The organism is Halalkalibacter oceani (assembly GCF_040544555.1).
Taxonomy (GTDB): domain Bacteria; phylum Bacillota; class Bacilli; order Bacillales; family Bacillaceae_D; genus Halalkalibacter; species Halalkalibacter oceani.
Genome location: NZ_JBEPKD010000026.1, coordinates 13,044 through 37,878, shown reverse-complemented (window position 1 = coordinate 37,878; position 24,835 = coordinate 13,044). Strand labels below are relative to the sequence as shown.

The following is a 24,835-nucleotide window of genomic DNA, read 5'->3' as shown; positions in this document are numbered from 1 at the left end:
GTCAAGTTTTTTCCAAAGCCTTGTTAAGTATACCAATTCCCTCTATCGCCGTCAACGAAAATCCGAACATTGGATTCATAGAGATCTAGTTTTGTTCGTTAAATATTCGATTATTCGCACGGGACAGTCATGCCGCCCAACAAGCGTTCAGCCTTTGGCCCTATTTTTCCTTTTTTAACAAATTCAAAAAAAATACCGCAAGCTTATTTAAGCTCCCGGCGGCATATCGCGTTCATCATGACGGCGATCCAAATTGACAAATTTGTTGTATTCTTTTACGAATGCCAGCTCCACGGTTCCAACCGGGCCGTTACGCTGCTTGGCAATAATAATCTCGATGATGTTCTGATTTTCCGTTTCCTTATCGTAATAATCATCGCGATAAAGGAAAGCGACGATATCGGCATCCTGCTCAATACTTCCCGATTCCCGAATATCGGACATCATCGGACGTTTGTCCTGTCTTGATTCCACGCCACGGGAAAGCTGCGAGAGCGCAATTACAGGCACTTCGAGTTCACGGGCAATTGCTTTTAGCGAGCGCGATATTTCAGATACTTCCTGCTGGCGGTTCTCCCCGCTGCGGCCGCTGCCCTGAATGAGCTGCAAATAATCAATCATAATCATCCCAAGTCCGTGCTCCTGCTTTAAGCGCCGGCATTTGGCACGGATATCATTGACCTTAATACCCGGCGTATCATCGATGTAAATTCCCGCTTTCGCCAGGCTCCCCATCGCCATCGTCAGCTTCTGCCAATCCTCGGTATTAAGCGCCCCTGTCCGCATCCGCTGGGCATCAATGTTTCCCTCTGCGCAAAGCATCCGCTGAACAAGCTGACTCGCCCCCATTTCCAGGCTGAAGATCGCGACGTTTTCGTCGGTACGGGTGGCAACATTTTGCGAAATGTTTAGGGCAAATGCCGTTTTACCGACTGACGGGCGGGCAGCGACGATAATCAAATCATTCCGCTGAAAGCCTGCCGTCATGCGATCAAGCTCAACAAATCCAGTTGGAATCCCAGTAATGTCCCCTTTATGGTGCTGAAGCATTTCGATTTTATCGTACGTTTCGATCAACACATCTTTGATCGAAATAAAGGCACTTGTATTTTTACGCTGTGAGACATCGAGAATATTCTTTTCCGCTTCATCGAGAATCGCGTCGACTTCTTCTTCACTTGCATAGCCTTCAGCGGCAATGCTCGTCGCCACTTTGATCAGACGGCGCAATAGGGACTTTTCCTCAACGATCCTGCTGTAGTACTCCACATTGGCCGCCGTCGGCACAGCATTGGCCAAGTCGCCGAGATAAGCGACGCCGCCAATATCATCGAGCCATTTGCGATCCTGGAGTTCAGCTGTCACCGTTACAAGATCGACCGGCTCTCCCTTTTCAGCCAGTTCAAGCATGACTTGATATACCCGCTGGTGAGCCGCACGATAAAAATCTTCAGGTGCAAGACGTTCAGAAGCTGTCACAAGGGCTTCATCGGCCAGAAAAATAGCGCCCAGTACGGCCTGTTCAGCTTCAATATTCTGCGGTGGTGTGCGATCAGCAAACAGATCACTCATGCATGTTCATCCTTTCATAGAAGCACGGTGCGGAGCCAGTGCCTTCCTCAAATTATCCCACAAAAGTGCCGTCCAGAGCTGCTACGTATTTTTGTAACGGGCCCCAGCCGACATTTTCACGCGAATTAACCTACAAAATTGTAAACTTTGAAAAAGGGTGACATCCGCGAATGCCTCCTCTTCCTAGTGAATGGATAAGCTAGTTCAGCCCTAATTATACCACCACTGGTCAAGAGAACACTCGTTTTTGTCACCCTTCTCTCTTATGCTGTTATTCTTCTACGACATGGACTTTGACGGTTGCGATCACTTCCGGATGAATTTTGATCGGGACGTTTGTATATCCCAATGAACGTATCGGTTCATCAAGCATAATTTTCCGTTTATCGACTTTCTTTTTCATCTTCGCCAATGTTTCGGCAATCTGCTTTGTGGAAATCGCTCCGAACAGGCGTCCACCTTCCCCGGCTTTCGCTGTGATTTTCACTTCAAGCGCTTCAAGCTCCGCTTTGTAGACCTCAGCTTCAGCGAGGTTTTCTTCCTGCTTCTTTTGCTCACTTTTCTTTTGCGCTTCCAGGTTTTTCATATTGCCTTTTGTCGCTTCAACAGCAAGCTGATTGGGGATAAGATAGTTTCTGGCATAGCCTTCAGAAACATTTTTTGTTTCGCCTTTTTTCCCTTTTCCTTTTACATCCTCTAGAAATATGACTTTCATTATGATTGACCTCCTTCAACATAATCATCAATCGCTTCCTGCAGCCGCTCTTTCGCTTCCTCAATCGTCACTTCCTCGAGCTGCGCAGCTGCGTTGGAGAGGTGCCCTCCGCCATTTAGCTTTTCCATGATCAGCTGAACATTGAAGTCCCCAAGCGATCTGGCACTTATACTAATCATACCATCTTTTCGTTTGGAAATAACGAATGATGCAACGACATCCTTCATATTCAACAACGTATCGGCAGCCTGGGCAATAATAATCTGGCTGTAGGTTTCTTCTTCCTCCGCTACCGCAATCGCCAAGCCATCGCGGTAGTATTCGGCGCTTTCGACGAGCTTTGCCCGTTTCACATACTGCTCAAGATCCTCCTTCAGCAGCTTTTGTACGAGCGTCGTATCTGCTCCGTTTGAACGTAAAAACGAAGCCGCATCAAAGGTTCTAGCGCCGGTGCGCACGGCAAAGCTTTTCGTGTCGACAATGATTCCCGCCAGCAAAGCGGTTGCTTCGAGCCGATCCATTTTCAGCTGCTTCGGCTGATACTCCAGCAGCTCGGTAACGAGCTCAGCAGTTGATGACGCATAAGGCTCCATATAAACGAGAACAGGGTCTTTTATAAATTCCTCGCCGCGCCGATGATGGTCAAGCACGATAATCCGCTCTACCCGGTCCAGCAGCGCGGGCTCAATCACCATCGACGGTTTATGAGTATCAACGATAATTAACAGCGTCTGTGGCGTAATCTGCTCCTCTGCTTCTTCCGGTGTCATAAACTGTGACCAGAGATGGTCATGGTTTTCAACTTCCTCCATCAGCTTCTGAACGTCATGGTTAATGTCGCTCGGATCAAGAACAATATAGCCTTCCTTGCCATTCACTTCAGCAATTTTCTGCACACCGATCGCCGCGCCAATCGCATCCATATCCGGATTTTGATGACCCATGATCATCACTTTTTCACATTCAAGCACGAAATCACGCAAAGCATGAGAAATGACGCGTGCCCGCACCCGTGTCCGTTTTTCCATCGCATTTGATTTACCACCGTAAAAGCGGACTTTGCCATTCCTTTGTTTAATCGCCACCTGGTCTCCTCCACGTCCAAGAGCGAGATCAAGACTTGATTGAGCAAGCTGGCCCAGCTCTCTTAATGAATTCTCCCCCGTTCCGACACCGATACTTAAGGTGATCGGCACTTTATCTTTTCCGGTAAGCTGGCGAATTTCATCAATAATGTCAAACCGCTGCCCTTCAATCATTTCCAGTGTTTTCGCATTAAACACCGCGATAAAGCGGTCAGACGACGTTCTTCTTAACAGCATATCGTTATCATTTGCCCAGTTGTTGAGGGCAGCTGTCACCTGGCTGATTAAACGGCTTCTAACCTGGTCCTCCATGCCTTGAGTGATTTCATCATAATTATCCAAATAAATCAGGGCAACAACAGTCTGTGTTTCTTCAAAGCGTTCCTTCGTTTTCTCCTTTTCGGTCACATCAAGGAAGTATATCAGGCGCTCCTCCCTTTCAAGCGTCACATGATAATAGCGGTCCTCTAGCGTGATGACCTTCTCATCCTCTTCTTGACGAAGCATTTCCACGATTTCCTCACTCAGCTCTTCCAACCCTTTATTTAACAGGTCTTCGTCAATCAACGTCGCCATAAACGGATTTACCCACTGAATGTTTCCCGTTTCATTGTAAAGAAGAATACCGATCGGCATTTTGGTAACCGCGTCTTCTCCGGCTTTGTTCACCCGATAGGTCAGCGTCATGACATAATGCTCAAGTTCCCGCTCAAAGGAGCGTTTGGCCTGAGCAGAATAAATCGCTAACACTCCCAGTAGAATAAAGCCAACCACTCCTATTTGCCATTGAAAAAATGTCAAGATGCCAAGAAAGAGAACAGCGACAGCAAACAGAGCTTTGACGTGGTAGCCGTGCCACCGTTTCATTAAGAACTCAGGCATAATGTCAGCTCCTATTTTTTCTGGCTTATGACGCGTTTTCGCAAGTCAAAGCCTAAATCAATGATTCCCAGAATTCGAATGATGAACAATAAAGGCGACATGATGATCGCTGAAATGACTAAAAGAATCGGTACAGCCTTCGAAATTCCTCGGTGATGACAAAAGAAAAAGATAAAGGCAAATCCCTGTACCGCTAATATAATCTCAAGCAGAGGAAACAGGTTCCAGACGATCGCATACATCGTCGTCCCTTGTTCGAATCCACCCATCGCAAGGATTAGCACAATTAAGTAATACCACAGAAATGATTTTGGAAACTGCCACTCGCGAAACGGAGGCAGTCCGTTAACCTCATGGCCTAACCGGCGTAGGACAAGGCGGCTGATCCATAGTGTAATCAGCGCACAAAACACTCCCGCACCGACGATCATTAAAGGCGCTAAATAGCCAAGCTGGTTGAGCATCTCATTCATTTGGGCCACAGACTCAGTAGGCATATCAAAAGCTGATTCAGCGAATTCAATTTGTTCGCGGGTTAAATCCACTGCCATTTGCATCGGATTTTCTCCTAATAGGAAAACCAGCCCTAAAAAAACGAGCAGCATGTTAACGGTATATGTTAAGCCCGCGCCGACTAAAACTGTCAATCCTGGTTGTTCCCGCCGGTATAATTCCCCAACGACTAACCCGGCACTTCCAAATACAAGCGCCGCCGGGACAGAAGGAAGTCCTCCGACCAGAAAAGCAAGAAAGCAGGCGACCGCCACGAGCATAAAGCCGGCCTTTAAACCGCGCCGCAGCACATAAATCACAAACGGGAGCGGCAGCGCCCAGAGCGTAATCATCCCGACAAGCGGAACATATGCTGTCACCAGTAAAAGAATCGCAAACACAGCGGCCAAAATAGCCCCTTCTGTCAGTGTTCTTATGTCTTTCACATATCCACCTCATTTTTTAACATCGCAGTCATTACTGCCGAAGCTACATCCTTTGTTTTCATTTGTCCTCACAATTTTTGATGGTTTCCCATATCCTTGTCTATTTTAGCGTATCCAGCCGCAAAATTAAAGCGAACGCCGAGGATTGTCACATCTTCCTGAAGACGAGTGAATGAAAACAGGCTGCTGAGCGATATACTCAACAGCCTGATTGAAATCCAATTAGTTAACCTCTGATATATAAGGCAATATACGTGACAAACCTGAATTTTATGGTGCGAATATATGGCTAAACCTTATCTATGGTTGGATGTATCAACATTTGTTGAGGTTTGATATTTATCAGGGGGATGATTTGACCCTTACAATAGAAGTAAGTCAATTAATTATTTTATGTAATTGACTTACTTCTATATTAGTATGATATTTAAAAGAATCTGAAAATCCTAACCTTTTGCTATCATCAATGATTTTTTTTACAATGTTAAGATCATTATTTTCTACGATATATACAATTGCTTTGTGTGATTGGAGATATACTTGAGCATTTTCTCCTCTCATTTCAGCCCAATCTTTTCTACTTTTTAATAATTCAAAATTAATAATTTCCTTTAATGGGTCTACAGCCTCAATTCCATCCATGGTAATCGCAACATATTCAGCTAACCCTTCATCAAACCATTTTGGTAAGTCACTAATTTTATTTACAGTTAAATAATTAGACAAATAATAATGTGTATATTCGTGACGTAAATCTCTTTTAAAAAACCAAACATCTGCTTCATTGTTAAGTGACTGAGGTATAACTAGAGAAATTAAATTATATTCATTAGCGTAGAATGCTCCAACATCGTCTAATTTAGAATATTTTTGTAAAACTTTAAGGTCATCAAAAATCATTATGTTTAATCCTTCGTCTACATTAAATGGTTCAAATATACTGTTTAGTTCTTTTCTTAGTCGTGTTATTTCCTTAATTATTATGTTATTTAACTCGTCGTTTAGCGAGTTATATATGGTAACCCCATCTATTACCTGAAATTCTTCCTCCTCTAAAAGTTTTCCAATATTTGTTGTGTGAATTGATAGTAAGAAAACCATCAATACGCAAGTAATAATAAAACTTAAAGCAAATGGAAGCATTTTTTTATAAACCATTTATTTGTTCACTCAAATTATATAGTTTAGAAACCTCTTCAGATGATTGTGCCATCTTGTCATCTATCAACTGTAAGTAACCATGAAGACTTTCGACCTTTTCCACTTTCAAAGAGCAACCCCCTTACCTGTTTCAAGATTAAAAGGCTTTTATTTATTCCTAATTCAGTAAAGATGTATAACTCTATTGATTTAGCCACACCTCTATACTTCACCTACGGGGCTATCCCATCCAATTTCCTGACCAATCACTTTAAAATTATATCACACATAAAAAGACACAGTGATAAACACTGTGTCTCATTCATATTAGTTAACTTCGCTAACATAAGGCAATAAAGCGATTTGACGAGCGCGACGAGCCATTTGACAGCACACATACCGCTTTTAATATTAGAGTTCAAGAGCACTAAAGCTCCCAATAGTTTAAGTACAATACCACAACCTTTCTTAATAGCAAAGATAAGAAAGGGATTATATGGATTTTCAGCTTGCCAAATACAATTTTTCAAATCATAATAATCATTAATATAATTTGGAGTTGATATTATGCAAATGTGGAAAAAAGATGTAGCGATTATGCTTGAGGTATTACTATTTATTATAATAGGTTTTTTTCTGACCTTAGACGTATATAAAAAAATTCTTGAGAGCTTCGGTATACTTTTTATGGGAAATACATGGATAAACTGGTTTGGGTTATCCTACTTTTTATTTGTACTATACTCTATAGCAGCTTTCTTTATAACACAAAAAAAGAATAGTTATTTCGAAGGAAGAATGAAATCATTTTTATTTTGGTTGCTATTTACCTGTTCCATTTACATAGTTTTTATTCCTTTTTTAAAAGGTCAAAATCCATTTTAAAGGCACTCCTCAGAAAGCCGTGCTTGACAGTGAAAAAAGCAAAATCTCCCTTTAATGTTTGGGTTCAATTTATTGGTTCAAGTACTGGATATAGTGCGGGTGACTACATAGGAACGCTGCCATTATGTAAAGGAATAAAAAAAGCACAACAGCAAGTAGACTGTTATGCTTTAAATAATAATTAGTTAACCTCTGATACATAAGGCAATAAAGCGATTTGACGAGCGCGCTTGATTGCGATTGTTAATTGACGTTGATACTTCGCTGACGTTCCAGTTACACGGCGAGGTAGGATTTTACCACGCTCAGAAATGAAACGCTTCAGAAGATCCGTATCTTTGTAATCAATTTTTGTAATTTTGTTTACTGTAAAGAAACAAACTTTACGACGCTTTGGACGACCACGACGAGCCATTTGACAGCACTCCTTTCCTATAAAATAGTATCTTTATTTTCATAAACGGATCGACTAAGGAGAGAGGTTGATTAGAACGGCAAATCATCATCCGAAATATCGATTGGCTTTCCATCATTGGAAAATGGATCATCATTAAATCCGCCAGATGATCGGTTCTGATTAGGGTTCTGCTGATTCCCAAAGTCGTTGCCACCTGAAGGCGGACCACCGAAATAATCATTTCCCTGCCCTTGGCTCGCACCGCGGGGCTCAAGAAATTGCACACTGTCTGCGACAATTTCAGTTACAAAGACACGACGACCTTCGTTGTTGTCGTAGCTGCGTGTTTGAATTCGGCCATCTACACCAGCAAGACTGCCTTTTTTCAAGTAGTTCGCCACATTTTCGGCAGGCTTCCGCCAAACGACACAATTGATAAAATCAGCATCGCGTTCGCCCTGCTGATTGGAAAATGTGCGATTTACCGCTAATGTGAAATTCGCAACCGCAACGCCATTCGGCGTATAGCGAAGCTCAGGATCACGCGTTAAGCGTCCTACAAGCACGACTCGGTTAAGCATCCATACCCCTCCCCATTGTATTCATTAATCTTCGTCTTTTGTAATAAGAACACGAATCACGTTGTCGTTAATCTTAATTAGACGGTTGAATTCTGCAATCGCTTCAGAGTTGGCTTGTACATTTAGAAGCACATAGAAACCTTCACGGAAATCATTGATTTCATATGCTAAACGACGTTTGCCCATCTCTTCTACCTTTTCGATCTCAGCTCCATTGTTTGTCAAAACACCATTGAAACGTTCAATGATCTCTTTTGTTGCTGATTCTTCTAGGTTTGGAGCGATGATGTACATAATTTCGTACTTACGCATTCCGGTCACCTCCTTTTGGTCTAACGGCTCCGTTTTGGAGCAAGGAGCAAAACTCATCAATAAGGAGTCATTTTACTCGCATTTATAGATTATACCAGAACCAATGATCGACTGCAAGCTATTTTCCAGTTGATCAGCGGCAAAACAAAAGGCGTGCCAAAAGGAAAAAAGCTGGCCTTTGGCACACCCTCAAAACAGCAGGCGAATCTGCTCAATTGTACATCGACATTGTTGGACTTTATACGTTGAAACGGAAATGAATGACGTCCCCATCTTGAACGACATAGTCTTTTCCTTCAAGCCGTACTTTCCCTCTTTCCTTGGCGACGGTCATGGAGCCGGCATCGACGAGATCTTCATAGGAAACCACCTCGGCGCGGATAAAGCCGCGTTCGAAGTCAGAGTGAATAATGCCCGCGGCCTGCGGTGCTTTGATCCCTTTGCGGAATGTCCAGGCACGTACTTCCTGAACACCAGCTGTAAAGTATGTTTGCAAGCCGAGCAATTCATAGGCGGCGCGGATCAATTGATCAAGCCCCGACTCTTGAATTCCGAGCTCTTCAAGGAACATTTGCTTTTCCTCTCCTTCAAGCTCGGCAATTTCCGCTTCAATTTTCGCACAGACGACGATCACCTGGCTATTTTCAGCGGCCGCAAATTCCTTCACCTGCTTCACATAATCATTATCTTCTGGCGACAGGAGATCTTCTTCGCTGACATTGGCGACATAAAGCACCGGCTTGCTCGTTAACAGATGGAGCTGTTTGACGATTTTCTGTTGTTCTTCGGTAAACTCAATACTGCGCGCCGGCTTTTCCTCTTCAAACGCATCGCGCAACAATTCCAGCACTTCCAGTTCAGCGACAGCGTCCTTATCTTTCGTTTTCGCGAGCTTCGCCGTGCGGGTAATACGCTTGTCCACTGTTTCAAAGTCGGCGAGGATCAGCTCAAGATTAATAACTTTAATGTCATTAAGCGGGTTGACGCTTCCGGCGACATGGGTAATGTTCTCATCCGCAAAGCAACGAACGACATGGGAGATCGCATCGACTTGGCGAATATGAGAAAGGAACTTATTTCCCAATCCCTCCCCTTTACTCGCTCCTTCGACAATCCCGGCAATATCGGTAAATTCAAAGGCGGTCGGAACTGTTTTTTTCGGTTCGACCAGCTCGGTTAATGTATGCAAACGGTGATCGGGCACTTCGACAATGCCGACATTTGGATCAATCGTGCAAAATGGGTAGTTGGCGGATTCCGCTCCTGCTTGTGTGATTGCATTAAAAAGCGTCGATTTACCTACGTTCGGCAAACCGACAATACCTGTTGTTAAGGCCATGACGACTCACTTCCTTCGTTCTATTTTCATCTATCGCTTCATTTCTATGATAATGATACCAATTATAGAGATTTCCTGTGAAAAAGACAAACGCTCCGTGCGCTTATTCGCCTGCTTTCTCAATCACTTTTTTCATTTTTTTTGCAAATTCTTTACGGGGTAGCATCACACTGTGCTGGCAACCAAGACATTTAATCCGGACATCCATCCCCATTCGGATGATTTTCCAGCGGTTTTCTCCGCATGGATGCTGCTTTTTCATCTCCACGACATCATGCAATGCAAACTCCTTATCAGCCATGCCAGGTGCCTCCTTCCCTCTACTGTCCTATGCTCGTCTATTATACACGAAACAGGCTGGAAGGAATAGCCGTCCTCTCTATCTTCTACAGCGAACGATGATGAAAAATCGGATAAAGCAAAATTGCAGCGAAAACATATAAATTCAGTACCCCATATAACGGATAAAGAATGGCAATTAAGTTGGAAAAGCCGAACGTCGTCAACGGCGACATGATGGCAATCAGCAATAAAGCGAGCAGCCACGCCGGTCCTTTGATCCAGTCCTTCATCCGCGAAAGCAGCCCAAATACTCCCGCCGCGGCTGTCGTATAAATCGCCATCCACAACAGCAAGGTCATAATTAACACCATATAATAAGGATAGTGCTTTAAAATGGCGAATAACGGAATTTCGTAAAGCATAATATCGCCTGCGACCTGGAGAAGGGACTCATTATAAAGAAAGGAGACACTTCCAAGCGCGAGACCGCTGCCAATGCTGGCAATCCAAATTTCCCCCTTATGCTTCATTTCATCGCCAATTGCCGCCAAAACGGCGACCAGTGGCAAAATATTCAAGGCAGTAAAAGTTAAAGCCGACGGCCAGTTGCTCTGCTCGTCCAAAGAAAGGTGAATTGGAAAGCCCTGCAGCGACTGAAAAGCAATTAATACTCCAACTAGACAAAAAATCAAAATTGGAATTAGAATCGCATTCATCGCTGTCACCCCTTTCGTATCCCACACGAATAAGAGAACGACAAAGCCGCCTAAAATAACGGTTCCGAGCCAATAAGGAAACTGAAATACTTCCAGCGTCGCCCCTCCCCCGGCCAGCATAATGACGGTCGTTGAAAAAAGATAAAGCATAATCATAAAATCATAGAGCTTCGTCAGCTGCTTTCCCATTAACAGCTGGAGGACGGGGAGATAATGGCGCGATTTATGCGTATAGCTGATCGTCATAATCACCATACAGCAAATTGTAAAAAGAATGGTAAATAATAGAATTGCTAGTCCACTTTCCGCTCCAAAAAATTCCCATAATTCCCTGCCGGAAGCATAGCCTGCCCCGATCATCGTTCCTATGATCAGGAACATCCATTTCAGTCCATTTGCCCACATCCCCATCGCTCCTTTAATCCGTATGTATAGAAAGGAAAAACTTTCCGTATACTATTACTATTATGGTAAAGGAGGCGATGATATGAGTACAAACCATCGTCTATTCGCAAAAAAACATTCTCCCTTACGTGTTCACATGGAAGCAGAAGGAGTTATTGACGTATTAGCAGATCAGCTCACTTGTATGACGAAGAACCATACGCGATCCGATTTGGTTATTATTTGTATCGGGACAGATCGCTCAACCGGCGATTCATTGGGACCTTTAATTGGCTCCATTCTTGCCCATCAAAACCTGCGCCACTTTATCGTGTACGGGACGCTTGAGCATCCTGTCCATGCAGTTAATTTAAAGGACAAATTAGCGGACATCAAAAATAAGCATCCACGCTCTTTTATTTTGGCGATAGATGCTTGTTTAGGACGATTATCGGGAGTTGGCAAAATTACATTAGCTGAAGGACCTCTCCATCCCGGAGCTGCGGTTCAGAAGAAACTCCCCGAAGTTGGCGATATTCATATGACCGGGATTGTTAATATTGGCGGAATGATGGATTATTTCATTCTCCAAAATACACGGCTGTTTACCGTCGTTCAAATGGCTGAGACGATGGCAGCTTCTATTAAAAAGGCAGACGAGAAGCTGCCTGAAAAGGAAACACGTCCTTCCTTTTTCCGTGCTCTCAGCTTAAAATCAACCTCAAAAGAAGGGGATGTTTCATAAGGAGTAACCAGCCTTTTGAACCATCCCTATTTCCTCATGGAACCTTATCCGAAAGCCTGTTGGATCTCCTTTAATGCTCGAATGAGCGTCTCTACTTCTTCTTTTGTATTGTAGGGACCGAAACTGACGCGAACGAGCCCACTGTCACTCGTCTCGAGCACTTGATGGGTTTGCGGAGCGCAATGAAGACCGGCCCTCACAGCAATTTGATAATGTTCATCCAAAATAATCGCCAGTTCATGACTGCCAATCCCCTCCAAAGAAAAAGAAGCAACAGCGACCCGTTTCGACAAATCCATCGGGCCGTAATGTTTCAGTCCGCTGATCTGCTCTGTCTCTTCTATAAAAAGTGTTAATAACGCCTGCTCATGCTCATAAATCGATGTGACCCCTTTTTCAATGATCGCCTCGATTCCTGCCGCGAGACCGGCAATACCCGGGGTATTCAAGGTACCAGCTTCATATCGGTCCGGCCATATATGCGGTTGATGTGGCAGCTCAGAATAACTCCCCGTTCCCCCTTCAACGAGAGGAAGCAAGTCATAATCTTCCCTGCTTATGAGAACACCTGTCCCTTGTGGACCGAGCAGCGATTTATGACCAGCAAAAGCGAGCAGATCGATCCCATCGTTCTCTAGGTCAATCGGCAACGTTCCTGCTGTCTGGGAAGCGTCAAGCAGAACAGCAATCTGATTTTCTTTTGCGAAGGAAGCCAGCTGATTCATTTGAACAAACGCACCCGTTACGTTAGAAGCATGACTGATGGCGAACATTTTTGTTTTCGCTGTGCATGCTTCGATCAACGCCTGAGCTGTAATTTCACCTTCGTCATTTGGCTTTACATAGGTGACATCTATCCCTTTATCTCGTTTCAGTCGTTCAAGCGGCCGCAGCACAGAGTTATGTTCAAATGCTGTCGTGACGACATGATCGCCCTCGGCAAAGCGAAATCCGAACAAGGCTTGATTTAACGCCATCGTCGCATTTTGATAAAACCAGACATGTTTGGGATGTGGCGCACCAAAGAACGTTGCCAGCTTTGTTCTTGCCTCATCTACTGCCAGGCGGGCACGTTCAGCGAGAACATGTCCGCCGCGCCCTGGATTTGCAGCATACTGCGTAACCGCTTCATACATGGCATCAGCAACCGCTTTTGGCTTTGGAAATGAAGAAGCAGCGTGATCAAAATAAATCATCTCTTAGTCTCCTCTTCTTTATTTATCTGTTCATTCACGTCGTTTTATAAATAGAAAAACTGACTCAACTATCAATGAGCCAGTTTTCATGTTACACCTTTTCTTCCACATTTAACAATTGAATGATTCGTTCCAGATCTTCATCCGAAAAAAATTCAATCTCAATTTTCCCTTTTCGCTTTCCCGGTTTAATCGCGACTGATGTACCTAAGCGGCTGCGTAGCGCCTCTTGATGAGTCTGCAAAAATGGAGAAAGCTTTGTTTTTTTTCGTTTTGTTTCACGTGGAACATGCTCATTTACTTGATTGACCAGGCTTTCAACCTCACGAACGCTTAATCTCTCCTGTAAGATTTTTTCAAGAAGAGCAGAAAGCTTTCTCTTATCCTTTAACCCTAGCAAAGCGCGGCCGTGCCCCATTGAAAGTTTGCCGTCTGAAATGAATTGCTGCACCACTTTTGGAAGCTGCAGCAGCCGCAGATGATTGGCAATATGAGGACGGCTTTTTCCAAGACGGGCCGCCAGCTGCTCCTGGGTCAACGAGAGCTGCTCCATCACCTTTTCATAAGCGACAGCCTCTTCAATTGGATTCAGGTCTTCCCGCTGTAAATTTTCAATCAAAGCGAGCTCCATCATCTTCTGTTCGTCAAATTCCTTTACAATGACGGGAACTTCTTTCAAACCGGCTTTTTGTGCAGCCCGATAGCGCCGCTCGCCAACTACAATTTCGTAGCCTTTGATGCTTTTTCTCGCCGTGATTGGCTGCAGAATGCCATGCTCGGTAATGGAATCAGCAAGCTCCGCAATCGATTCATCTGAAAATGATTGGCGAGGTTGATACGGATTTGGTCGCAATTCTTTAATGGCAACTTGTACAATCTGATCTTTCAGCTCACCTGTCTGGTCAGGAAATAACGCCTGTAACCCTTTACCTAACCCTTTCGCCACTTGCTACCACTTCCTTTGCTAATTCTATATAGACATCGGCTCCCCGTGATTTCGCGTCATAGACAATAATTGGCTGTCCGTGACTTGGAGCCTCTCCTAAACGAACATTTCGTGGAATGATTGTTTCAAATACTTTCTCTCGGAAGTATTTTTTGACTTCATCAATCACCTGGATCCCCAAATTCGTCCGGGCATCAAGCATCGTTAGCAGTACTCCTTCAATTTCAAGCTCTGTATTTAAATGCTTTTGCACGAGTCGGACCGTATTCAGCAATTGACTTAATCCTTCCAGTGCATAATATTCACATTGAACCGGGATTAATACTGCATCAGAAGCCGTCAGTGCATTAATCGTCAATAAACCTAAGGAAGGTGGACAATCAATAAAAATATAATCGTATTTATCAGAGATGGCGGCTAACGCTCTTTTCAGACGAACCTCCCGGGAAATCGTCGGAACGAGCTCGATTTCAGCGCCCGACAATTGAATCGTTGAAGGCAAAACTTCCAACCCTGCTAAAGGAGTAGAACGAATGACTTCAGTCGCGTCTACATCTTCCACAAGAATGTCATAAATGCATTCATCGACTTCCCCCTTCTCCACACCAACCCCACTTGTTGCATTCCCTTGTGGGTCGATGTCGACAAGCAATACCTTTTTGCCTAAATGAGCTAAACACGCGCTTAAATTGACAGCTGTCGTCGTTTTTCCGACGCCACCTTTTTGATTCGCTACAGAAATAATTCTGGCCACACTGTCACCTGCTTTCCGTCCAAACATTCGCATTGCTGCTTTTATTCTACCATAATTATTTGCATTCGTTTTCAGAAAGTTATAAATCGTAACTTCTGCGGATGTCAAAATAACCAATTATCGTCTTTTCAGCTTCAACCTTTTAAAAAAACCCCCGACAATCTTTTTTGTCAGGGGAGACAACATCCAGAACGATACTACTTCCTGAACGTTCTTCCAAAAATAAATAATAGAATCAAGTTAATCTGTTGGGAATGGCTATCCTCGCCACAAGCCCGTTGTGAGAAACCTACTCACAACGGGCTTTAGAAGATCGTGACGGTTACATTCATTGCTTAAAACAACCTTTCGCCCCATTCTCTATTTTATTTCTTTGGAATGCGAATGGTGAATTGATAGAATTCCTCATGTTCTTCTTCATCTGTATCGACATGTAACCCACTTTTCATGACCATATCAACTGACTGTCTGATCGTATTCATCGCAATCCGCATATCCTTAGAATAGGACTTTCTTTTTGGCTTCTTTTTCGGGGCAGGTTGTCCCTCAAGAAGGAGTTTGACCCTCTCTTCTGTCTGTTTCACATTCAATTGTTTTTCTTTTATTTCATCCAAAAGCTTAGTTTGAAGCTGTTGATCCTTTAAGGCTAATAACGCGCGCGCATGCCGTTCTGATATGTCCCTGTTCATGATAGCTGTTTGTACGATTTCCGGAAGGTGAAGCAATCTCAGCTTGTTGGCAACCGTTGATTGGCCTTTTCCTAATCGTTGGGCTAAGCTTTCCTGGGTTAATCCGTGGATTTCAATTAATTTCGCATAAGCGACCGCTTCTTCTATCGCCGTCAACCCTTCTCGTTGGAGATTCTCAATTAAAGCTATAGAAGCCGTCTGGGAATCATTAAATTCTTTTATAATGGCAGGGATCGTTTCCCATCCGAGTGACGTTACAGCTCGCCATCTTCTTTCCCCTGCAATGATTTCATACTTTCCGTCACGTTCTCTGACCACAATTGGCTGAATGACACCATGGGTACGAATCGTTTGGGCTAGCTCATCAATTCGCTCCTGGTCAAATACGGTCCGGGGCTGAAAACGATTAGGAACAATCTCGGTAATTTTAAGCTGCTTTACCTCTTCATTCCCACTCACTTCAACCTCTTCCTGCTTATCACTAAAGCCAAAAAGGCGGGAAAACGGTTGCTTCATCGCCTGACACCACCTTCTGATAGTAACCGTCTTTCTACATTCGACATTTGTTAATCATGTCCTGCTTTTCTCTCTAGTTCTTTTATATCGCTCACATAAGATACCGTCAAGTGAAATTTCCGTGAGGCTATGCCAAAAGTTGCTTTGCAGCAGCCTGTGAAACAATGAGTCGATGTTTCACGTGAAACATCTTTTTTATAAAGACGCTTTATTCGGTGTTCCAGGTTTGCGCGGGTATTTCTTCGGTGTAGGTTTATTCTTTTTAATATGAATAATATGCCGTTCGCTTTCTTCAATTGGCAGGCGGAAGTGATAGTCGCACACAACTTCCCCTCCGAGCAATGATAAAGCCTTGGAAGCATCAGCCACCTCTTCTGCTCCTCCTGCCCCTTTCATCGCCAAAAAGTCGCCATTTTTTTTCACCAGCGGCAAACAAAGCTCAGCCAAAACCGACATTCTCGCCACCGCCCGGGCAGTGGCAATATCATAGGCCTCACGGTGCAAAGGGTTTTGACCAAATGTTTCCGCGCGATCATGATAAAATGACACATCCGTAAGCTCCAATTCCGCGGCAAGATGCTCTAAAAAATGGATTCGTTTCTTTAAGGAATCAACAATGCTGACATGCAGCTCAGGAAAAAGAATCTTGAGCGGAATGCTTGGAAAACCGGCACCAGCGCCAACATCAATTAAGCGCTGACCCGGTTGAAAGGAATAGTAGAAAGCAGCCGACAAGGAATCATAAAAATGTTTCATATATACTTCATCGACTTCGGTGATCGCCGTCAAATTCATTTTTTCATTCCATTCGACAAGCAGCTGAAAATACGAAAAGAATTGCTCTTCCTGTTTCGTCGACAGCTTTATTCCTTTTTCTTCTAATAAAGGTATAAATTGTTTTTTACTCATCCGTTCGCTCCGTTTTATTGGATTTTTGCCAATCTGCCTTGTTCTAAATAAACGAGTAAAATGGAAATATCCGCCGGATTCACACCGGATACACGAGAAGCCTGACCAACGGACAGCGGTCGAACCTCGCTCAGTTTTTGCTTAGCCTCTGAAGCAAGACCGTTAATCGCAAAGTAATCAAGATCTTCTGGGATTTTTTTGTTTTCCATCTTTTGCGCTCGCTCCACTTGCTGAAGCTGCTTTTCAATATACCCTTCATACTTCACTTGAATTTCAACCTGCTCCGTAACATCCTCACTCAACGTCTCTGACGGCGGCTCAATCACTTTAGCAACATCCTTGTAGCCGAGCTCCGGGCGCTTTAAGAGCATCGTCGCGCGAACTGCTTCCTGCAACGGTGCTGATCCGGTTTCTTCCAACAGTTGAGCCAGCTCGGGCGATGGCTTGACGATAATCGATTCAAGCCGCTTTTTCTCCGCCTCGATCTGCGCTTTCTTCACCAAAAAACGCTCGTATCGTTCGTCTGGAATGAGTCCGATTTGGTGACCAAGCTCGGTCAAACGAAGATCGGCATTATCATGGCGTAAAAGCAGGCGATATTCAGCCCGTGATGTCAGCAGGCGGTACGGCTCATTCGTTCCTTTTGTGACAAGGTCATCAATGAGGACGCCGATATAGGCATCAGAGCGGTCAAGAATAACGCCCTCCTCCCCCTTTGCCTTGCGGGCTGCATTAATGCCTGCCATAATTCCTTGTCCGGCTGCTTCCTCATAACCGGATGTTCCGTTAATTTGGCCGGCGGTAAACAAGCCTTCAACAGCTTTTGTTTCCAATGTCGGCCAGAGCTGCGTCGGCACAATCGCATCATACTCAATCGCATAACCAGGACGCATCATCCGCACTTCCTGCAGCCCGGGAATGCTTTTTAACATGTTTAATTGGACGTCTTCCGGCAAGCTCGTTGACAGCCCCTGTACATATACTTCAGATGTATTGCGTCCTTCAGGCTCCAAAAAGATTTGATGACGCGGCTTATCCGAAAAGCGAACAATCTTATCTTCTATTGATGGACAATAACGCGGTCCCGTCCCTTCAATGACCCCGGAATACATCGGCGAACGATTTAAATTGCCGGAAATGATCTGATGGGTTTCCTCGCTCGTATACGTTAACCAGCACGGAAGCTGATCGGTAATATACTTCGTCGTTTCATAGGAAAATGCCCGCGGCTGGTCATCTCCCGGTTGAATTTCTGTCTGCGAATAATCGATCGTGCTCCCGTTCACACGCGGCGGTGTGCCCGTTTTAAAGCGAACCATGTCAAACCCGAGTTCCTGTAAATGGTAAGACAGCTGCACAGACGGCTGCATATTGTTCGGCCCGCTTTCGTACGCCAGCTCCCCGAGGATAATTTTTCCGCGCAAGTACGTTCCGGTCGTAATCACAACAGCCTTGGCATAATACTTTGCTCCGGTATTCGTTTCTACTCCTCGGCAGACGCCATCCTCGACGATCAGACGCTCGACCATTCCCTGTCTGAGCAAAAGGTTTTCCTGCTCCTCAATCGTCTTTTTCATTTCATGCTGATACATGAATTTGTCAGCCTGCGCCCGCAGCGCTCTTACTGCCGGGCCTTTCCCCGTATTAAGCATTCGCATTTGAATATGGGTTTTATCGATATTTCTGCCCATTTCACCGCCAAGCGCATCAATTTCCCGGACAACAATCCCTTTTGCCGGGCCTCCTACAGAAGGGTTACATGGCATAAACGCCACGGCATCAAGATTTAACGTCAGCATAAGCGTATTCGCGCCCATTCTTGCAGAGGCAAGCCCCGCCTCGACACCTGCATGGCCGGCTCCAATGACGATCACGTCAAAATGACCACCATCATAACTCATTTTCAACTACCTCCTTATATCTTCTATTTCCCAAGACAAAACTGTGAAAAAAGCTGATCAATCAAGCTTTCCTGTACACTCTCACCAATAATTTCACCGAGCAGCTCCCATGTACGCGTAATATCGATTTGCACGATATCGATCGGGACATCGGCTTCTATTCCGTCCAGTGCGTCTGTAATCGTCGCTTTTGCCTGCTCCAGCAAGGCAATATGCCTGGAATTGGAGACATAGGTCATATCTCCGCTCTCTATGCCTCCGCCAAAAAACAACTCAGCGATCGCCTGTTCCAACTGATCTACTCCTTCATCATGAAGAAGGGAGGTCGTGACAAGCTGCTCTTTTTCAGCTAATTCCCGAACCTCTTCCATATTTATTTTCCGCGGCAGGTCCGTTTTATTGACAATGACGATCACATTCATGCCGGCCACCGCTTCAAACAACGCCCGGTCTTCAGGCGAAAGCTCCTCGCCATAGTTTAAAACGAGCAAGATCAAGTCAGCTTCCTTTAACACCTGACGCGACCGTTCGACGCCGATTCTTTCAACGATATCCTCGGTTTCCCGGATTCCTGCTGTATCGACAAGCCGTAGAGGTACCCCCCTGACATTGACATACTCTTCAATTACATCCCGCGTTGTGCCGGGAATATCGGTGACGATTGCCTTATTTTCATGAACAAGACTATTCAATAAGGAAGATTTGCCGACATTCGGACGTCCGATAATCACCGTCGAAAGTCCTTCACGCAATATTTTCCCTTGTGCCGCCGTACGAAGGAGCTTGTCGATTTCATTCTTTACAAACTCCGCTTTTTCCCGTAAAAGCGCATGCGTCATCGTCTCCGCGTCATATTCCGGGTAATCGATATTCACCTCGACATGGGCGACGGTCTCCAATAAAGCCTGGCGCAGCACTTGGACCTTTGTCGAGAGCCTTCCTTCGACCTGCTTCAAGGCAACATTCATCGCCTGGTCGGTTTTGGCGCGAATAAGGTCCATTACCCCCTCAGCTTGCGACAAATCAATTCTCCCATTAAGAAAGGCCCGTTTTGTAAATTCACCCGGTTCTGCTAAACGCGCCCCATTTTTCAGCGCGAGCTGGAGGACCCGGTTAACGGAAAGCAAGCCACCATGACAATTGATTTCAACGACATCTTCTCTCGTAAACGTCCGCGGCGCCCTCATCACCGACACCATCGCTTCTTCGATCAGCTCTTCCGTTGTGCGATCAATAATATGACCGTACACAATCGAATGAGAAGCGACTTCCGCAAGCGCGTCCTTACCTTTATACATCTTATCCGCAATCGAAATCGCTTCCTCTCCGCTTAAGCGGACAATTCCGATCGCTCCTTCTCCCAATGCGGTCGAGATCGCTGCAATTGTATCAGATTGCATGCTCACTCACCTCCTCCTCGCTTCATTATCTTCATTACGTTCTTATCTATTGTTCGGTTGCTTCGCTTCATTTCATACATATCCGTCTTTATCAGGTCCGGCAAAGAGCAACCGGAAACCTGTCATCTAAAAGATTAGAATAGCACAGCATGAGTGGAATTACCATGAACAGGCTGCTGCACAGTGCTGCAATCGGCTGCAAAAGTTTGCAGCGGCTCCACACATTGCTTAAGGGGTGTGCCAAAAGGGCTGATTCTCCTTTTGGCACACCCCCGAAACGGAGTCTGCACATTGCGCAGTAAGCCGCTGTCTCTTTTTCGGACGGAAGATCACCAATTGGAGACAGCCTGCTTTCATTTAGTTACGATTGATGAGGCTGAATGACGACATGACGCTTCAGCCCTTTTCCTTCTGAGACAGTTTCGACTCCTTCTACCCGCTGCAACGTCGTATGAATGATTTTCCGTTCAAGGGCATTCATCGGTTCAAGCGAAACACGCTCTTTTGTTGTTTTCACTTTATACGCAACCCGTTCGGCTAATTGCTCCAATGTTTGCCTGCGGCGTTCACGGTAGTTTTCTGCATCAAGCTCAATCCGGGTATACGTTCCATCCTGGCGGTTCGCGACAAGATTCGTCAAATACTCTAATGATTCAAGCGTTTGTCCCCGTTTGCCGATCAGACGGCCAAGTTCTTCTTCGCTTGATAGATTAAAGACAATATGCTCTCCCGCATCGTCCTTCGTAAGGGTCGCATTTACCTTCATCAACGCAACTGTTTGTTCCAAAAACTGAAACGCGACATCGACTGGATCAGGTAAAAGATGTGCTTCAATCATCGCAGGCTTTGAACCAAGAATACCGAAAAAACCTTTTTGAGGTTCCTGAACAACACGATAAGACAGCCTGTCTCTTGTTGTCTGTAATTCATTGATCGCCTTCTCGACAGCTTCATCTATCGTTTTTCCTGACACAATCACTTTTTTCACTTCTTTTTGCCTCCCGAACTGGCCTCAGCCACTTTGGATTTGCCGGCATTCGGTCCAGTTATGAAATAGGTTTGAACTATCATAAAGATATTACCAACTACCCAGTACAAAGTAAGCGCTGTTGGGAAGAAGATAGCAAACGCACAAATCATAATCGGCATCATATACAATAGAATTTTCATTTGCGGATTGTCCGGAACCATCATCATTTTCTGCTGGATAAACGTCGTAATACCGGCGACAACAGGCAAGATGTAATAGGGATCCGGAGCATCAAGCGCGAACCAGAGGAAATGATGTCCGCCAATTTCTTCCGTTCTCATAATCGCATGATAAAAGGCAAGCAAGATCGGCATTTGAATTAATAAAGGCAGACAGCCCGCTAACGGGTTAACGCCCTTTTCCTGGAACATCGCCATCATTTCCTGCTGGAGCTTCTGCTGTGTTTTCTGATCCTTCGCGCTGTACTTTTCACGCAGCTTGGCCATTTCAGGCTGAATCGCCTGCATCGCCTTCGCGCTCTTCGTCTGTTTAATCATTAACGGCAAAATTAACAGCCGCAGCAAAATCGTCACGACAACAATCGATAACCCAAAGTCATCATTAAATAAATCGGCAAAGTAAATGATTACCCATGAAAGAGGGTAAACAAGATAAGAATCCCAAAAACCCTCACTATTTTCATTAATTGGTTGGTCAACATCGAAGCAGCCCGTCATGACAACAAGCAGCCCAACCATCATCGCAACCAAGCCAAATTTTTTGAGCACGTGTTCTCCTCCTTGTTTCGCTTCTTTTCATCTATATGTTAACGCTTTACAGAAAAACGCGGTCGCGCTTTTCTTACATGCATCGTGCCGGTCCTCTACTGGCTGAAAGCGGCTTTCTTTCATCCTCGGCCTGTAACAAACGCAGCAGCAAGCTCTTTTTGTTCAGCTTCCACTACTTGTCACTCTCCCGCTTTGACGTTCTTTGTTTTAACGCACGGGCCTTTCTCAGCACATGCAGCATGCTTTGCTCGATTTCTTGTAAATTCATCTCTGCCGTCGGTTTTCTCGCAATCACTACATAATCAGCCCCTGCCTTAAGCTGCTCCCGCTTTGCCTGAAACACTTCCCGTACATAACGCTTAATTCGGTTCCGGGTAACCGCGTTTCCGACACGTTTGCTTACTGACAAACCTAATCGGAAACAGGTTTGTCCCTCTTTTGGCAGGATATAAAGAACGAACTGTCGATTCGCAACGGAATGACCTTGCTTAAAAACTAGAGAAAAATCTTCATTCTTTTTAATCCGCTGCTTTTTTTTCAACCTCTTCACTCCTTACTTGCCAGCGTCTCTCTCTTCCTCCCTCTTTCAGCGACATGGCCTCAAGATAAGCATGAAGAAAAAGACCACTGACATTCAGTGGCCTATGCAGATAAAACTTTTCTTCCTTTACGACGACGACGCGCTAACACTTTACGGCCGTTTTTAGTGCTCATACGCGCACGGAAACCGTGGACTTTTTTACGCTTACGATTATTCGGTTGAAATGTTGGTTTTCCCATTTATTACACCTCCCTGAGGATACTATTCAAAAAGACATTCTTGTAAATTATAAGGAACATTAGGTGCAGTTGTCAAGAAACCTTTTCAACTTGTTTCTTTCTCTCTTTCCATTTTAACAGTCTACTAAATTTCTTTACAATCCTTCTAGCAATTTTTACATTTTACCTCTTGTGGATAATCATTTCTCGACACAATCCGACTTCTCCACAAAAATACTGACAACTTGTTCACATATCTTGTGCTGTGGATATCATTTGAACACAAGATGCTGTGTTATGTGGATAAATGCAACAAAGCGTTGCCACTCAAGCGTTTTTTTGCTATGATTAAGTTGTTTTCACTCGTGGGCAGCAATCCACGGTCACAATCTTGTCCACAGTCTGTGGGTAACGTTGTGGACATCTTTTTTATCTTGTGAGTTTTTTTCTCCACAGCCTGTTCAAAAAGAAACTTCGCGACGTTTTTCTACTATATTATATCCTTTTCACATTATATGTGCATATGTATATTTATACGAACGCATCTCATGATTGTACAAAGGTTGAACAGCTAAGCGGTTTGAATCGTTCATCGCCTTATACATACGGTAGATGCTTGTTTGGTATTGTATTGAAAAAAGGACAAGGAGGCGAAACTTTTGGAAAACATCCATGATTTATGGAACCAGGCTCTTGCTGAAATTGAAAAAAAGGTCAGCAAGCCTAGTTTTGAGACATGGTTAAAAGCGACGAAGGCGAATGACATCCAAAACGACGTCATTATTATTACGGCGCCGAATGAATTTGCCCGTGATTGGCTTGAAGATCATTATGCTGATTTAACCTCTGACACGATTGAACAGCTGACAGGAACCAGACTCCAGCCTAAATTTGTCATTCCTCAAAATGAAATGGAGGAAAGCTTTCTGATTGAGCCGGTGCCCAAGAAGCGGCCCGTGCAGGACAATGGCCAAACAAATCATGTGACGAAGACGATGCTGAACGATAAATATACGTTTGATACGTTCGTAATCGGTTCTGGGAACCGGTTTGCCCATGCGGCTTCACTCGCAGTCGCCGAAGCTCCGGCAAAAGCGTACAACCCCCTTTTCATTTATGGAGGGGTTGGACTTGGAAAGACGCATTTAATGCATGCGATCGGCCATTATGTGATGGATCATAACCCGAATGCGAAAGTTGTTTATTTATCTTCGGAGAAATTTACGAACGAATTTATCAATGCAATCCGTGATAACAAAGCCGTCCATTTTCGCAATAAATACCGAAATGTCGACGTGCTTCTAATAGATGATATTCAATTCTTAGCGGGAAAAGAACAAACTCAGGAAGAGTTTTTCCATACATTCAACGCACTTCACGAGGAATCAAAACAAATTGTCATTTCGAGCGACAGACCGCCGAAGGAGATCCCGACACTTGAGGATCGGCTTCGTTCCAGATTTGAATGGGGGTTAATTACCGACATCACCCCGCCAGATTTAGAAACGAGAATCGCGATTTTACGTAAGAAAGCGAAAGCGGAAAACCTTGATATTCCAAATGAAGTCATGCTTTATATCGCCAATCAAATCGACACGAATATCCGCGAGCTGGAAGGAGCTTTAATCCGGGTCGTCGCTTATTCCTCTCTCATTAATCAGGATATGAATGCCGATCTGGCCGCTGAAGCATTAAAGGACATCATTCCGAATTCGAAGCCAAAGGTGCTGACGATCACCGACATCCAAAAATTTGTCGGTGAACACTATCATGTAAAGTTGGAGGATTTCAAAGCAAAAAAACGAACAAAATCCGTCGCTTTCCCAAGACAAATTGCCATGTATTTATCGAGAGAGCTGACAGATGCCTCCCTTCCTAAAATCGGAAGCGAATTTGGCGGCAGAGACCATACGACGGTGATTCATGCCCATGAAAAAATCTCCGCTTTGCTAGCAAGTGATCAGGAATTCCAGGCGAAAATTCAGGATTTAATGGACCAGCTTCGTACTTCTTAACTTTTTTATTTTGTGTGAA

General features: G+C 44.5%; 26 protein-coding genes. 3 read left to right on the top strand and 23 right to left on the bottom strand.

What is annotated here, in order from left to right:
* Positions 1-207 precede the first annotated feature (207 nt).
* The 6 genes from dnaB to ABMB67_RS19595 form a co-directional block, all read right to left on the bottom strand.
* On the bottom strand, positions 208-1,572 hold the full coding sequence (gene dnaB, locus ABMB67_RS19620) for a replicative DNA helicase (protein ID WP_251195508.1): 1,365 nt from the start codon (positions 1,570-1,572) through the stop codon (positions 208-210).
* 271 nt (positions 1,573-1,843) lie between these two features.
* A complete protein-coding gene (gene rplI / locus ABMB67_RS19615) occupies positions 1,844-2,287 on the bottom strand; it encodes a 50S ribosomal protein L9 (RefSeq protein WP_251224649.1) in 444 nt (147 codons plus the stop codon).
* Complete coding sequence (locus ABMB67_RS19610; protein ID WP_251224650.1) at positions 2,287-4,254, bottom strand: DHH family phosphoesterase; 1,968 nt, start codon at positions 4,252-4,254, stop codon at positions 2,287-2,289. Before ABMB67_RS19610 ends, rplI begins: the two co-directional genes overlap by 1 nt.
* An 11-nt stretch (positions 4,255-4,265) precedes the next feature.
* On the bottom strand, positions 4,266-5,192 hold the full coding sequence (locus ABMB67_RS19605; RefSeq protein ID WP_354573095.1) for a YybS family protein: 927 nt from the start codon (positions 5,190-5,192) through the stop codon (positions 4,266-4,268).
* Positions 5,193-5,570: 378 nt separating this feature from the next.
* Positions 5,571-6,350 carry a collagenase gene (locus ABMB67_RS19600; RefSeq protein ID WP_354573094.1) on the bottom strand — a complete coding sequence of 260 codons (780 nt, stop codon included), beginning with the start codon at positions 6,348-6,350 and terminating at the stop codon, positions 5,571-5,573.
* A complete protein-coding gene (locus tag ABMB67_RS19595) occupies positions 6,340-6,462 on the bottom strand; it encodes a hypothetical protein (protein WP_354573093.1) in 123 nt (40 codons plus the stop codon). Before ABMB67_RS19595 ends, ABMB67_RS19600 begins: the two co-directional genes overlap by 11 nt.
* Before the next feature lie 437 nt (positions 6,463-6,899).
* Here ABMB67_RS19595 and ABMB67_RS19590 point away from each other — a divergent pair, with 437 nt between their 5' ends.
* Positions 6,900-7,217 (top strand): hypothetical protein, encoded by a 318-nt coding sequence (locus tag ABMB67_RS19590; RefSeq protein WP_354573092.1) that lies wholly within the window; start codon positions 6,900-6,902, stop codon positions 7,215-7,217.
* Positions 7,218-7,398: 181 nt separating this feature from the next.
* Here the strand turns inward: ABMB67_RS19590 and rpsR are convergent, their stop codons facing one another.
* The 6 genes from rpsR to ABMB67_RS19560 form a co-directional block, all read right to left on the bottom strand.
* Positions 7,399-7,632 carry a 30S ribosomal protein S18 gene (rpsR, locus tag ABMB67_RS19585; protein WP_251224652.1) on the bottom strand — a complete coding sequence of 78 codons (234 nt, stop codon included), beginning with the start codon at positions 7,630-7,632 and terminating at the stop codon, positions 7,399-7,401.
* 71 nt (positions 7,633-7,703) lie between these two features.
* Positions 7,704-8,195 (bottom strand): single-stranded DNA-binding protein, encoded by a 492-nt coding sequence (ssb, locus tag ABMB67_RS19580; protein ID WP_251224653.1) that lies wholly within the window; start codon positions 8,193-8,195, stop codon positions 7,704-7,706.
* A gap of 24 nt (positions 8,196-8,219) precedes the next feature.
* The gene (gene rpsF / locus ABMB67_RS19575; RefSeq protein WP_251195502.1) at positions 8,220-8,507 is read right to left on the bottom strand and encodes a 30S ribosomal protein S6; all 288 of its coding nucleotides are present in this window, start codon (positions 8,505-8,507) and stop codon (positions 8,220-8,222) included.
* A 238-nt stretch (positions 8,508-8,745) separates the two neighbouring features.
* On the bottom strand, positions 8,746-9,846 hold the full coding sequence (ychF, locus tag ABMB67_RS19570; RefSeq protein WP_251224654.1) for a redox-regulated ATPase YchF: 1,101 nt from the start codon (positions 9,844-9,846) through the stop codon (positions 8,746-8,748).
* Between the two features lie 103 nt (positions 9,847-9,949).
* On the bottom strand, positions 9,950-10,147 hold the full coding sequence (locus tag ABMB67_RS19565; protein WP_251195500.1) for a DUF951 domain-containing protein: 198 nt from the start codon (positions 10,145-10,147) through the stop codon (positions 9,950-9,952).
* Between the two features lie 85 nt (positions 10,148-10,232).
* Positions 10,233-11,249: a YkvI family membrane protein gene (locus ABMB67_RS19560; RefSeq protein WP_251224655.1), complete on the bottom strand. Its 1,017-nt coding sequence runs from the start codon at positions 11,247-11,249 to the stop codon at positions 10,233-10,235.
* An 82-nt stretch (positions 11,250-11,331) separates the two neighbouring features.
* On the opposite strand from ABMB67_RS19560, the gene yyaC reads away from it, so the two are divergent.
* Positions 11,332-11,973: a spore protease YyaC gene (gene yyaC / locus ABMB67_RS19555; RefSeq protein WP_251224656.1), complete on the top strand. Its 642-nt coding sequence runs from the start codon at positions 11,332-11,334 to the stop codon at positions 11,971-11,973.
* A gap of 44 nt (positions 11,974-12,017) precedes the next feature.
* Here the strand turns inward: yyaC and ABMB67_RS19550 are convergent, their stop codons facing one another.
* The 11 genes from ABMB67_RS19550 to rpmH form a co-directional block, all read right to left on the bottom strand.
* Positions 12,018-13,169: an aminotransferase class V-fold PLP-dependent enzyme gene (locus ABMB67_RS19550; protein ID WP_354573091.1), complete on the bottom strand. Its 1,152-nt coding sequence runs from the start codon at positions 13,167-13,169 to the stop codon at positions 12,018-12,020.
* A 91-nt stretch (positions 13,170-13,260) separates the two neighbouring features.
* Entirely contained in the window at positions 13,261-14,115 is an 855-nt protein-coding gene (locus tag ABMB67_RS19545) for a ParB/RepB/Spo0J family partition protein (protein ID WP_354573090.1), read from the bottom strand.
* Complete coding sequence (locus ABMB67_RS19540) at positions 14,096-14,896, bottom strand: ParA family protein (protein ID WP_285890600.1); 801 nt, start codon at positions 14,894-14,896, stop codon at positions 14,096-14,098. Before ABMB67_RS19540 ends, ABMB67_RS19545 begins: the two co-directional genes overlap by 20 nt.
* Positions 14,897-15,234: 338 nt before the next feature.
* Positions 15,235-16,074, bottom strand: coding sequence for a nucleoid occlusion protein (noc, locus tag ABMB67_RS19535; protein WP_251224659.1), 840 nt, complete (start codon positions 16,072-16,074; stop codon positions 15,235-15,237).
* A gap of 195 nt (positions 16,075-16,269) precedes the next feature.
* A complete protein-coding gene (rsmG, locus tag ABMB67_RS19530) occupies positions 16,270-16,983 on the bottom strand; it encodes a 16S rRNA (guanine(527)-N(7))-methyltransferase RsmG (protein WP_354573089.1) in 714 nt (237 codons plus the stop codon).
* Between the two features lie 14 nt (positions 16,984-16,997).
* The gene (mnmG, locus tag ABMB67_RS19525; RefSeq protein ID WP_251224661.1) at positions 16,998-18,884 is read right to left on the bottom strand and encodes a tRNA uridine-5-carboxymethylaminomethyl(34) synthesis enzyme MnmG; all 1,887 of its coding nucleotides are present in this window, start codon (positions 18,882-18,884) and stop codon (positions 16,998-17,000) included.
* Positions 18,885-18,907: 23 nt separating this feature from the next.
* Positions 18,908-20,284 carry a tRNA uridine-5-carboxymethylaminomethyl(34) synthesis GTPase MnmE gene (mnmE, locus tag ABMB67_RS19520; protein ID WP_251224676.1) on the bottom strand — a complete coding sequence of 459 codons (1,377 nt, stop codon included), beginning with the start codon at positions 20,282-20,284 and terminating at the stop codon, positions 18,908-18,910.
* Between the two features lie 361 nt (positions 20,285-20,645).
* Positions 20,646-21,272: an RNA-binding cell elongation regulator Jag/EloR gene (gene jag / locus ABMB67_RS19515; protein WP_251224662.1), complete on the bottom strand. Its 627-nt coding sequence runs from the start codon at positions 21,270-21,272 to the stop codon at positions 20,646-20,648.
* On the bottom strand, positions 21,269-22,042 hold the full coding sequence (spoIIIJ, locus tag ABMB67_RS19510; protein WP_251224663.1) for a YidC family membrane integrase SpoIIIJ: 774 nt from the start codon (positions 22,040-22,042) through the stop codon (positions 21,269-21,271). The genes jag and spoIIIJ overlap by 4 nt, the downstream gene beginning before the upstream one ends.
* A 172-nt stretch (positions 22,043-22,214) precedes the next feature.
* Complete coding sequence (gene rnpA / locus ABMB67_RS19505) at positions 22,215-22,583, bottom strand: ribonuclease P protein component (protein ID WP_251224664.1); 369 nt, start codon at positions 22,581-22,583, stop codon at positions 22,215-22,217.
* A 101-nt stretch (positions 22,584-22,684) separates the two neighbouring features.
* On the bottom strand, positions 22,685-22,822 hold the full coding sequence (rpmH, locus tag ABMB67_RS19500; protein ID WP_003323480.1) for a 50S ribosomal protein L34: 138 nt from the start codon (positions 22,820-22,822) through the stop codon (positions 22,685-22,687).
* Positions 22,823-23,460: 638 nt separating this feature from the next.
* Between rpmH and dnaA the strand changes: the two genes are divergently transcribed.
* Positions 23,461-24,816, top strand: coding sequence for a chromosomal replication initiator protein DnaA (gene dnaA, locus ABMB67_RS19495; protein WP_251224665.1), 1,356 nt, complete (start codon positions 23,461-23,463; stop codon positions 24,814-24,816).
* The last annotated feature ends 19 nt before the right edge of the window (positions 24,817-24,835 follow it).

Excerpts from the sequence above, each read along its gene's own strand:
- dnaB (WP_251195508.1), bottom strand. The coding sequence starts at position 1,572 with ATGAGTGATCTGTTTGCTGATCGCACACCACCGCAGAATATTGAAGCT.
- rplI (WP_251224649.1), bottom strand. The coding sequence starts at position 2,287 with ATGAAAGTCATATTTCTAGAGGATGTAAAAGGAAAAGGGAAAAAAGGC.
- ABMB67_RS19610 (WP_251224650.1), bottom strand. The coding sequence starts at position 4,254 with ATGCCTGAGTTCTTAATGAAACGGTGGCACGGCTACCACGTCAAAGCT.
- ABMB67_RS19600 (WP_354573094.1), bottom strand. The coding sequence starts at position 6,350 with ATGGTTTATAAAAAAATGCTTCCATTTGCTTTAAGTTTTATTATTACT.
- ABMB67_RS19590 (WP_354573092.1), top strand. The coding sequence starts at position 6,900 with ATGCAAATGTGGAAAAAAGATGTAGCGATTATGCTTGAGGTATTACTA.
- rpsR (WP_251224652.1), bottom strand. The coding sequence starts at position 7,632 with ATGGCTCGTCGTGGTCGTCCAAAGCGTCGTAAAGTTTGTTTCTTTACA.
- ssb (WP_251224653.1), bottom strand. The coding sequence starts at position 8,195 with ATGCTTAACCGAGTCGTGCTTGTAGGACGCTTAACGCGTGATCCTGAG.
- rpsF (WP_251195502.1), bottom strand. The coding sequence starts at position 8,507 with ATGCGTAAGTACGAAATTATGTACATCATCGCTCCAAACCTAGAAGAA.
- ychF (WP_251224654.1), bottom strand. The coding sequence starts at position 9,846 with ATGGCCTTAACAACAGGTATTGTCGGTTTGCCGAACGTAGGTAAATCG.
- ABMB67_RS19565 (WP_251195500.1), bottom strand. The coding sequence starts at position 10,147 with ATGGCTGATAAGGAGTTTGCATTGCATGATGTCGTGGAGATGAAAAAG.
- ABMB67_RS19560 (WP_251224655.1), bottom strand. The coding sequence starts at position 11,249 with ATGTGGGCAAATGGACTGAAATGGATGTTCCTGATCATAGGAACGATG.
- yyaC (WP_251224656.1), top strand. The coding sequence starts at position 11,332 with ATGAGTACAAACCATCGTCTATTCGCAAAAAAACATTCTCCCTTACGT.
- ABMB67_RS19550 (WP_354573091.1), bottom strand. The coding sequence starts at position 13,169 with ATGATTTATTTTGATCACGCTGCTTCTTCATTTCCAAAGCCAAAAGCG.
- ABMB67_RS19540 (WP_285890600.1), bottom strand. The coding sequence starts at position 14,896 with ATGTTTGGACGGAAAGCAGGTGACAGTGTGGCCAGAATTATTTCTGTA.
- noc (WP_251224659.1), bottom strand. The coding sequence starts at position 16,074 with ATGAAGCAACCGTTTTCCCGCCTTTTTGGCTTTAGTGATAAGCAGGAA.
- rsmG (WP_354573089.1), bottom strand. The coding sequence starts at position 16,983 with ATGAGTAAAAAACAATTTATACCTTTATTAGAAGAAAAAGGAATAAAG.
- mnmG (WP_251224661.1), bottom strand. The coding sequence starts at position 18,884 with ATGAGTTATGATGGTGGTCATTTTGACGTGATCGTCATTGGAGCCGGC.
- mnmE (WP_251224676.1), bottom strand. The coding sequence starts at position 20,284 with ATGCAATCTGATACAATTGCAGCGATCTCGACCGCATTGGGAGAAGGA.
- rpmH (WP_003323480.1), bottom strand. The coding sequence starts at position 22,822 with ATGGGAAAACCAACATTTCAACCGAATAATCGTAAGCGTAAAAAAGTC.